Raw genomic sequence first — 9,438 nt, 5'->3', positions numbered from 1 at the left:
CAAATTACAAGGAAAACCTTATATAGCGGTTTCACAAAGGGTGTTGCATTTACTATTGCAATTTAGGAATCTGTTTATTAAAAGATCGTTTACATAAAATCTATTGCAATGTCTATATTTCTATGCTAAAGTATAAATACAATATATACTAACAATATCATATAAAAATACTATATATAGTATGCGCAAGCAATGGTGACACATGGTGTTTTAAAAGGGAATCCAGTGAAAATCTGGAACTGTCCCCGCAACTGTAAGTGTAGACGAACGGGATAACCACTGTATGGCAAGCTTTACGGCGGCAATACGGGAAGGCCCTCAGTAGGAAGAAGCACAAGTCAGGAGACCTGCCATTGCTTGAGTGTTTCCATTCCTCGGGGAAAGCGGGTGGTAAAACGATAGACATGGTATAAATCATCCATCGTTTTACAGCCGTTCATCCACCAGGGTGAGCGGCTTTTTATGTATTCAAAAGGAGGAGAATCATGACAACAGCAATAACGGATCAGTGGACAGACTTACTTGATGAGGCAACACAAGGGTTGAATGCCGATAAGGAACTATTACTTGAAAAAATACATAAGAACGATTCGGAAGTAACAATGGACCATGTCATCAAATGGGCGCTGGAAAACATCGACGAGGCGAATCCGGACTGGACATTTGTTGCCAGCCGCTTGTATCTGCAAAACCTGTATGAAAAGGCAGCGGCCAATCGAGGATATGATGCCAACAAGCGTTATGGAGATCTTTATGAACTGATTCAACTCCTTACCAAAAAAGGCATTTATACGGAAGGGTTGCTGCACACATACACGAGAGACGATATCGATTATTTTGCCAGCATCATCGAACCAGCGCGGGATAGACTGTTTCATTATCTTGGGTTGTTTACACTGGCGACACGCTACTTGGCAACAGATCATAATAAAGATACATTTGAGTTGCCGCAGGAGCGTTGGATGATCATTGCTATGCACTTAATGCAGCAGGAAGATCCAGCCTACCGCCGCCAGTATGTCGCTGAAGCTTACTGGGCGCTTAGTAATCTGTATATGACGGTAGCGACACCAACCATGACCAACGCCGGTAAGACCCACGGACAATTGTCAAGCTGCTTTATCGAAACGGTCGATGATAGTCTGCAGTCCATTTACGACAGCAATACTGGTATTGCTAAACTGTCCAAAAACGGTGGTGGGATTGGTGTCTATATGGGTAAAATCCGCAGCCGCGGCAGCTCCATCAAAGGGTTCAAAGGTATGTCGAGTGGTGTTGTACCCTGGATCAAGCAACTAAACAATACGGCGGTGAGCGTGGACCAGCTCGGAACCCGAAAAGGCGCGATAGCCATTTATTTAGACGTGTGGCATGCCGATATAGAAGCATTTCTTGATTTGAAATTGAACAATGGCGATGAACGCATGCGTGCACATGATATTTTCACTGGTGTTTGCCTGCCTGATTATTTCATGGAACAGGTAGAAAACCGCGGGGACTGGTATCTTTTTGATCCGCATGAAGTGCGCGAAGTGATGGGATATTCGCTCGAGGACTTTTATGATGAAGATAAAGGCGACGGATCGTGGCGTGCACGTTATTTGGAATGTGTGGCATCTGCTAAGCTCACAAAGCGTGCTGTTCCGGCGATCGACATTATGAAACGAATTATGAAGTCGCAGCTTGAGTCCGGTACACCGTTCATGTTTTATCGTGATGAGGTGAACCGGCATAACAACAACCCACATGAAGGAATGATTTACTGTTCCAATTTATGTACGGAAATAACACAGAACCAGTCGCCAACAGAATTTTTGGAAGAAGTAACCGAGGCAGATGGTACCATTGTCCAGAAGTATAAACCAGGTGATTATGTCGTTTGTAACCTAAGCTCGATCAACTTGGGTCGTGCTGTGCCTGATGGCGTGCTGGAGCGGCTGATCCAAATTCAGGTCCGCATGCTGGATAATGTGATTGATATCAATACATTGCCGCTGAAACAAACCCAATTGACAAATCGGAAATATCGCGCCATTGGGCTGGGAACGTTTGGCTGGCATCATCTGCTGGCGAAAAATAACATGTATTGGGAGTCCGACGAGGCGGTTGATTATGCGGACAGACTTTATGAAACAATCGCTTACTTATCCATCAAAACGAGCATGGAGCTAAGCCAGGAAAAGGGCAGTTATCCAGCGTTTTCCGGCAGTAAGTGGCAGACGGGACAGTATTTTACCGACAAAGGATATACAGGGGAGGAATGGGGGCAACTGAAACGTGATGTGGCCACTAGCGGCATCCGCAATGGCTACTTAATGGCTGTTGCACCGAATTCGTCAACGTCAATGATTGCCGGCTCAACGGCCAGTATCGACCCCGTATTCCAGCCGTTTTATTTTGAAGAAAAGAAAGATTTCAAAATTCCTGTCACCGCACCGGACTTGAATCATAATACGTATAACATTTACCGTCGCTCGGCCTATATTGTCGATCAGCGTTGGTCTGTGCGGCAGAATGCAGCCAGGCAAAAGCATATCGACCAGAGTATTTCGTTCAATATTTACGTGCCGAATACGATTAAAGCATCCGTTTTGCTGGATGTACATTTGCAGGCATGGCGCGAAGGGTTGAAAACGACGTATTACGTCCGGTCTACGGCCAATGATGTCGAAGAATGTGAGTGGTGTGAAAGTTGAGAAGTCTCGTAGCGTATTTATCCTATAGTGGCAACACGAAGGAAACCGCGGAAATGATTGCTGATTATATGATGGAGGACGGTGCGGTAGTGGATATGCACCAGATGGCCATCGATCCTCCCGTTGATGCAGCAGCTTACGACATGATTTTCATCGGGTCGTTCACTTGGGAGATGGGTGCAACGCCTGATGAGGTAAAAGATTTCGTCCTGGAAGTCGGCTATAAACCAGACAATGTGGCCATTTTCGGAACTGGGGAAACGCAATTTGGCGGGGATGAGCTATTTTGCCTGGCAGTGGATAAACTTGCCACGTTTTATGCAAGCAGGTGGCCTGGTTTGAAAATAGAACAGTCCCCGCGCGGTTCACAGGAACAATTGGTGGAAAACTGGCTGGAAGGAGTGCTTCACGATGTCAAAAGTCTTGCTTGATAAAGCAAAAACATTGGAACCGATGAACCCGAACAAGTCGACAGCACTGTTCGGCGGGCAATCGAGCGGTATCTTAAATTGGAATGATATTAAGTATCCGCATTGGTATAAAATGTATAAACGTTTAGTTGGCAATTACTGGCAGGCAGATGAAATTAATATGTCCGATGATTTGCGCCAATTTGCATCACTTACAGAGGAAGAACGGGACGCGTATTTGAAAATCATCGGCCTCTTGTCAACACTTGATGCACCGCAGACCCGGACGGCATTACTTTTATCCCTATATGCAACTGATCCGTCTGTCCAGTCGATTATGGCGGTCATCGCCCAGCAGGAGGCGGTTCATAATGAAAGTTATTCGTATGTATTGTCGTCGGTTGTTTCCCTTGACGAGCAGAACGAGTCTTTTCAGCTCGGCCGAAAAGATCCGGTCTTATTAAAGCGGAACGAAACGATTATGCAGCAATACAATGCATTTGTTGAGGAACCGACGATTGAAAATATCTTGAAAACGTGTGTTTACACAGCGCTCCTGGAAGGGATGTTTTTCTACTCCGGGTTTGCGTTTTTCTATTCATTGGCAAGGAAAAATAAAATGGTTGGCACGTCAACGATGATCAGCTATATCAACCGGGACGAGCTTGAACATGGTCGGTTCATTGCGGAATTATTCCGGGCAACACTGCATGAAAACCCGGATACGAATACAGCGGCATTTTCCGATTGGGTGTACAGCCGATTCCAGGAGTCCGTTGAGCTGGAAATCGAATGGTCCCGCTATGTATTGGCTTCTGTGGATGGCATCGATCTCGACGAAATGGCCGGCTATATTAAGTACCGAGCTAATAAAATGCTACGGATGATGGGGCTTGACGAGATTTACCCGGATCATACCGAGAACCCAATGAAGTGGATCCGGGCCTATGCTGATAATTTCGATGGCACCAAAACAGACTTTTTCGAACAAAAATCACGGCAGTATACGAAGACGAGCGATTTGAACGGATTTGATGATTTGTAAGGGGTATCCCGAAATGAGGGGTGATTTACCCGAAGTTCACAGTCGAAATCCCGAAGTTCACATTATAATGCCCGAAGTTCACAATTATAATCCTGATGTTCACAATTGATCAGCTAGTATAGCTGTCAAAAATAGCCGGTGTGCCCCCAATGAGCGCACCGGCTGCATTAACTACAACGTATTTAACGCCACAACCTCACCGGTCACGGCATTCACACCGTATGCGCAGTCCAGCTTGCCGCACATGATGTAAGAGTCTGAGCTGGCATCATAGACATAGACTGGATCCATCTCGAGATACCCGCGTAATTTATCAAAAGCCTCTTCCTGCGACACAGCCGCCTCGTCCGCTTCCGTAAAATGCTTGAACGCTTCAAAGAGCCTGTCCTGATCGATATAGTTCATTGCTGTAAGCGTGTCTCGTTCGATAAGCAGCTTGATTTTGATATCAAGGGCATTTTTGGCATCGTCCTTAACCGGTTTTATCTCTGCCACAATATACCCATTCTGCAGGTAAATACCAGTCAGTTTCCGCTTGCCGCTTTCATCCGGGTAAACAAGCCGCATGAAGCGTATGACCTCTCTTTCGCATGCTCCTGCTTCAGCGTCAGTCAGCGGTATCGTATCTGGGTGCGGTACATTGGCCAGTACCGTCTCCAGCGTAACTTCCGGTGATAAATCCATCTCTTTCCGCTCAAATTCTCCATCCAGCGGCTCGTCCCACCGCAATATCTCATCTTTCGAAACAAATGAATACCGATCCGCTTCAAATGTAAATGGAATCGTCCGCTCAGCATCATTCGCTATAAAAACTTCCTCCATGCCATACATCGGCAGCCATTTCTCCTGCCCCTGGTCAGGCAGTTCCAACAGCTGGCATTGCGATTTTGCGACAGGCTCATATTTGTCCGGTGTCAGTGCAAATGGTTCCCACGCAATTTGCTCCCCATCCGGAAAGGTGCCGTCAATCGAAAACAGCGTCAGTTCCCCGTCGTCATTGAATGCCACTTCAATCGTTCCCGTCGGTGTTACTGGAATGTTATCAACTGCTGCGCCGAAACTCAGCGCCTGCTTTTCTTCGTGTGCAATCAAAAATTGCCTCCCAAACGTCAGCCCGGTCCTATCCTCAATCCACTCGATTACATCTTCCTTTGCTGCGGATGACGGGTAGCGTGTATGGTCAGCACTGTTGAGATCTTGGACGAATACAATCCGCCGCACTTCTTTTGTATGAAAATTCACATCGACAACAGCAGTTCCGGCAGTATTAAAATCCTCGCTTGAACTGTCAGCATCATTCGGCGACCATTCCATATTCATAATATAAATTGTTTCGTTAAAATGGTTTTTTTCACGAAAAAAGTGGTACCGTTTCAACTGGTGACTGTTTAGCCCTAAATTTTCACGAACATTTTCCACCAGTTCCTGAACTTGCTCATTCACTTGTAAAACCTCACTTTTACAGAATTATGTACAGTATAACACCTTCTTTCTATTATAATCGAATGTCAAGCAGCCAAGGTGTAATTTATAAAAAAGTGTATGACACTACTTTATAATGAGAAACGAATATAATAGTGAAGGAGTTTACGCTTTCTAAGAATCCCTTTAGCGATAACACAAGTTTTCTAAGGTATCCCATATAATCCTTGGATGGTAAATAGGCTGAACGCTTTAATGTACAAATAAATTGAACATTACCTATGTTTTAAAACATCGACCTTTTTCCACAAAAACACTTCACTAAACCGCTTACTCCTGATACAATCAATGGCGGAATGACTAACATGACCTACAAATGGGGGGGAGCAACATGGGAGTGGAGCATAACCCGCATTTACTATGGTTTGTATGCGGTTATGGTATTATCATGATCTTAATCGGAATTTATTTCTCCAGGAAGATTGCCAGCAGTGAGGATTTTATTCTAGCAGGAAAAGGGCTGGGGACGATTGTTCTCACAGGAACGCTTCTGGCAACATGGACAGGAAGCGGAAGCATCTCCGGCGGCGAGACATCCATGGCGTATACGTACGGAATTATCCCGGCGTTCATGCTGATTTTTCCTACGCTTCTAGGTATCGTTATTTTATATGTTATCGCGCCGAAAATACGTGAATTCGGCAAGTATACGGTATCCGGCATTCTGGAGGCAAAATATGGGCAGACAGCTCGGCTGATTGCCAGTATCATTATTATCCTGGCGTTCGTCGGCATTGTATCCTATCAGATGACCGGGATTGGCTTTATTTTAAATGTAACGACTGGTATCTCTGTTGAAATCGGTACCATTATTGGTGCTGTATTAATCATATTTTTGGCGACCATTGGCGGGCTGCGTTCGATTGCCCCGACCGATGCATTGAGTGCTTTTCTGGCCATTGCGGGCTTATTCATTACACTGCCGGTGATCTATGGCATTGCAGGCGGCTGGGATGATGTAACAGCCAATGTCCCTGCTGCTAACCTAACGGCAACAGGCACATTGAATACAGTGCAGCTGCTTGGCTTTTTGCTGCCATCTCTATTTTTGCTACTGGGGGATCAGAACATGTATCAGCGGCTGGCTGCATCCAAAGGCGGCAAATCATCCAAGAAGGCACAAATCGGCTGGCTTATCGGGATGACACTTATTTCCCCGGCAATATCACTGATTGCGTTTGCTTCCCGGTCCATTTTTCCGGATATTGATCCCGGGATGGCATTAATGGCAACGACAACCGTGATGCCTACGGTTGTTGGAGGGGTGCTGTTGGCTGCCGCGACCGCGTTCATTGTGACAACCGGTAACTCGTATCTGTTATCAGCGGCAACCAACGTGACCTACGACGTTGTCAAAAAACATATCAATAAAGATGCATCAGACAAACAGCTGCTCAACATAACGAAAATTTTCACCATTGTACTTGGTATCATTGCATTTGTGCTTGTCACGTATTTTCCAACGGTTCTGGAAGTGCAAATGTATGCTTACACTGTCTACGGTGCAGGTTTGACACCAGCGTTGCTCGCGGTCTTTTTCTGGAAACGTGTCAACATGGCAGGAGGTATCTCTTCTATGATTGCAGGTGTCGGTACAACCTTGCTATGGGAAATCCCACTTGCCAAACCATTTGATCTGAACAGTGTCATCATTGCACTGCCGGTCGCCGTCATCGTACTAATTGCAGTCACACTAGCAACATCCAACAAGAAGACAGCATAGATCTTTTCACTAATCAAACACCTAACGAAAAGGTGTCATTCATAATAAAATGGGTGGCACCTTTTGTCATTCTGGTAAAGTTTTGCTGATGGGCGGTACCGTCTATATTTGTGCAAAATAGGATATCCTACACTTTGTGTGCTTTTCAGGTAATGTTGCTGCATAAGGGCCATTCCCGTATAAGCTAATCTTTTTTACATTAACCAAAGAATATTTGTACCGTTTGCTCTTTTTTGGCCGTCTCCAGGCAGTTTTTAAAAAACTTTTGAATTTCATTTCGTTGCCATGTTTCAAAGCGCTTTCCGCCCGGGTACTTGATACGATCCTTGTTATAGTTTTCAAGTGCCTTTTCTATTTGCTGCTGTGAAAACCTTACAATATCTCCTGTCCCGCTTACCCCCGCGTAGTAGTCACTGGACTCTAGCAAACTATACACCAACGAGGAATTAACGTCGTTCATCGTAAAACGCAAATGAGCAATAGCTTCTCCTGCTTTGTTGTGACCAATAATATCATGACTCATCTTGAACAGCTCCTTTTGTAATAAAATTTAAAAGTTCATTTAGTGGGGACATTTCTACAACTTACAAGCCTTGAGACGTTCCTTTACGGATACCGACCGCACAGGAAAGCCTGTTAATGCATCGTGATAAATCTGAGACAAAGCTTCTTCGTGATTTCGAAATGGAATGATATAAGCGTTGTGACAATGCAGGAAAACGTAATTATTGAAGACCATTTACGGGTAATAAAAAGAGGTCATTTACGATTATCCTGGACTAGAAGATGGGCAAAGAGGCAATAAGAAGTATGACTATATACACCATATACAGACCTTACATCTTTGTCAAAATGGTATTTATGTTTATAAAGGGGCTAAAATATCGTTATTATGAAGCGTTACAGCTCATAATAGTATTTTCACTGCACAAAAGCGTATTTTTAGCTTGAAACACATTCCGTATTTTAAATTTAGTTCATGGGTCAACACCAAAATCTATGGTTGAAATGAATGAGTGAATATAGTAGCAAAACTAGCTAGCGGAGGAAAAACATGGAGACTCCTGTGGGAATGCGCAGTGTGAAGACCCCGCAGAAAAAGCGATCTTCTTTTTCGAGGAGGCTGAGGACAAGCCCACGGAAAGCGTAGTGTTTTTCCGAAGCGACTGCTTAGGTCAAAATGACATCAAATTTGTCAACCATAGATTTTGGCGAACAGCCTGATTCATTAAATAAAAATAATCCACCTCGCAGTTTGGTAGATTATCTTACGCTCATTTTTATGCAGTTGGTGCATCGGCTGTCCGGATTCACAAGGGGATTTTCATGCTCACTTTGCCCCTATTCATTCGGGCCTATAACCCGTTTTTTATCAGAACTAGTCTTGCCCTGAGCCCGTTTGGATAACGTATTGCGCCAGCTTGGAGCAAGCAGTTCACATGCAGCAAGTTCAGTAGTGAGTTCCAGATTCTGCTTTTGGTTATACATCACATCGTTGGATTTCGCGACCGTCCATTCGGGAAATGGTCGCTCTTGTAGCTGAAGGTTGTCGCCTGCCTGAATATACCCCTCTTTCAGCACACGAAAATACCAGCCGGTCATTCCTTCTCGCTGGATTTGTATGGCCAGGTCCTTAATCTTCCAGCGTCGCGCCGGTCTCCAGCAAGGCCGCCTTGGCTGGGAAACTTGAACGGTTGCTTCGCCGATTTGAAACGTGTCCCCAATACACAGATCAGTTTCGGTCATATGCTGAACGGCCAGGTTTTCGCCAAACGCTCCAATGGTAAAGTCAGCACGATCAAGCTTTTCTTGCCAGCGCGTATAATGAGCAATCGGATAGACAAAGATAGCTTTTTCCACGCCACCATGATTTTTGCGGTCACCTTGTCCATCGCCTTCCAGGTTCGTTTGGCCTGCCCAGATTTTTCCTTGAATGGTTTGCTTCACAATGCCTGTTGTCCATTCGCGATCCATAGGGTTCTTGGCATCTTTGTCCCCATATGTTTTCGGTTTGCCAATCATAACTTGCTTAATAACGGCCTCACTCATACCTATCTTCCCCCTGTCGCTAAAAAAGTCCCC

The 9,438-nt window shown here is 45.0% G+C and carries 7 protein-coding genes and 1 riboswitch; of the genes, 4 read left to right on the top strand and 3 right to left on the bottom strand.

The genetic code is table 11. The features are described 5' to 3' along the window. The first annotated feature begins 176 nt into the window (after window positions 1-176). A riboswitch (cobalamin riboswitch) is annotated at window positions 177-369 on the top strand. A 116-nt stretch (window positions 370-485) separates the two neighbouring features. The 3 genes from ACFSUO_RS16405 to ACFSUO_RS16395 are packed head-to-tail and all read left to right on the top strand — an operon-like array spanning window position 486 to window position 4,151. Then, window positions 486-2,696 (top strand): ribonucleoside-diphosphate reductase subunit alpha, encoded by a 2,211-nt coding sequence (locus ACFSUO_RS16405; RefSeq protein ID WP_382396095.1) that lies wholly within the window; start codon window positions 486-488, stop codon window positions 2,694-2,696. Beyond that, window positions 2,693-3,127, top strand: a complete 435-nt coding sequence (locus ACFSUO_RS16400; protein ID WP_382396093.1) for a flavodoxin — start codon at window positions 2,693-2,695, stop codon at window positions 3,125-3,127. The genes ACFSUO_RS16405 and ACFSUO_RS16400 overlap by 4 nt, the downstream gene beginning before the upstream one ends. Further along, complete coding sequence (locus ACFSUO_RS16395; RefSeq protein ID WP_382396091.1) at window positions 3,108-4,151, top strand: ribonucleotide-diphosphate reductase subunit beta; 1,044 nt, start codon at window positions 3,108-3,110, stop codon at window positions 4,149-4,151. Before ACFSUO_RS16400 ends, ACFSUO_RS16395 begins: the two co-directional genes overlap by 20 nt. 171 nt (window positions 4,152-4,322) lie before the next feature. On the opposite strand, the gene ACFSUO_RS16390 is transcribed toward ACFSUO_RS16395, so the two are convergent. After that, window positions 4,323-5,594: a hypothetical protein gene (locus ACFSUO_RS16390; protein WP_382396089.1), complete on the bottom strand. Its 1,272-nt coding sequence runs from the start codon at window positions 5,592-5,594 to the stop codon at window positions 4,323-4,325. Between the two features lie 370 nt (window positions 5,595-5,964). Between ACFSUO_RS16390 and ACFSUO_RS16385 the strand changes: the two genes are divergently transcribed. Continuing rightward, window positions 5,965-7,356: a sodium:solute symporter family protein gene (locus tag ACFSUO_RS16385; protein WP_382396087.1), complete on the top strand. Its 1,392-nt coding sequence runs from the start codon at window positions 5,965-5,967 to the stop codon at window positions 7,354-7,356. Between the two features lie 199 nt (window positions 7,357-7,555). Here the strand turns inward: ACFSUO_RS16385 and ACFSUO_RS16380 are convergent, their stop codons facing one another. Together ACFSUO_RS16380 and ACFSUO_RS16375 are read right to left on the bottom strand one after the other, a co-directional pair. Continuing rightward, entirely contained in the window at window positions 7,556-7,879 is a 324-nt protein-coding gene (locus ACFSUO_RS16380; RefSeq protein ID WP_382396085.1) for a hypothetical protein, read from the bottom strand. A gap of 818 nt (window positions 7,880-8,697) precedes the next feature. Further along, a complete protein-coding gene (locus tag ACFSUO_RS16375) occupies window positions 8,698-9,405 on the bottom strand; it encodes an MOSC domain-containing protein (protein WP_382396083.1) in 708 nt (235 codons plus the stop codon). Window positions 9,406-9,438 lie beyond the last annotated feature (33 nt).

The sequence above is a fragment of the Lentibacillus juripiscarius genome (assembly GCF_042685205.1).
GTDB lineage: Bacteria > Bacillota > Bacilli > Bacillales > Amphibacillaceae > Lentibacillus > Lentibacillus juripiscarius.
This window is presented reverse-complemented; position numbering and strand designations above follow the sequence as displayed.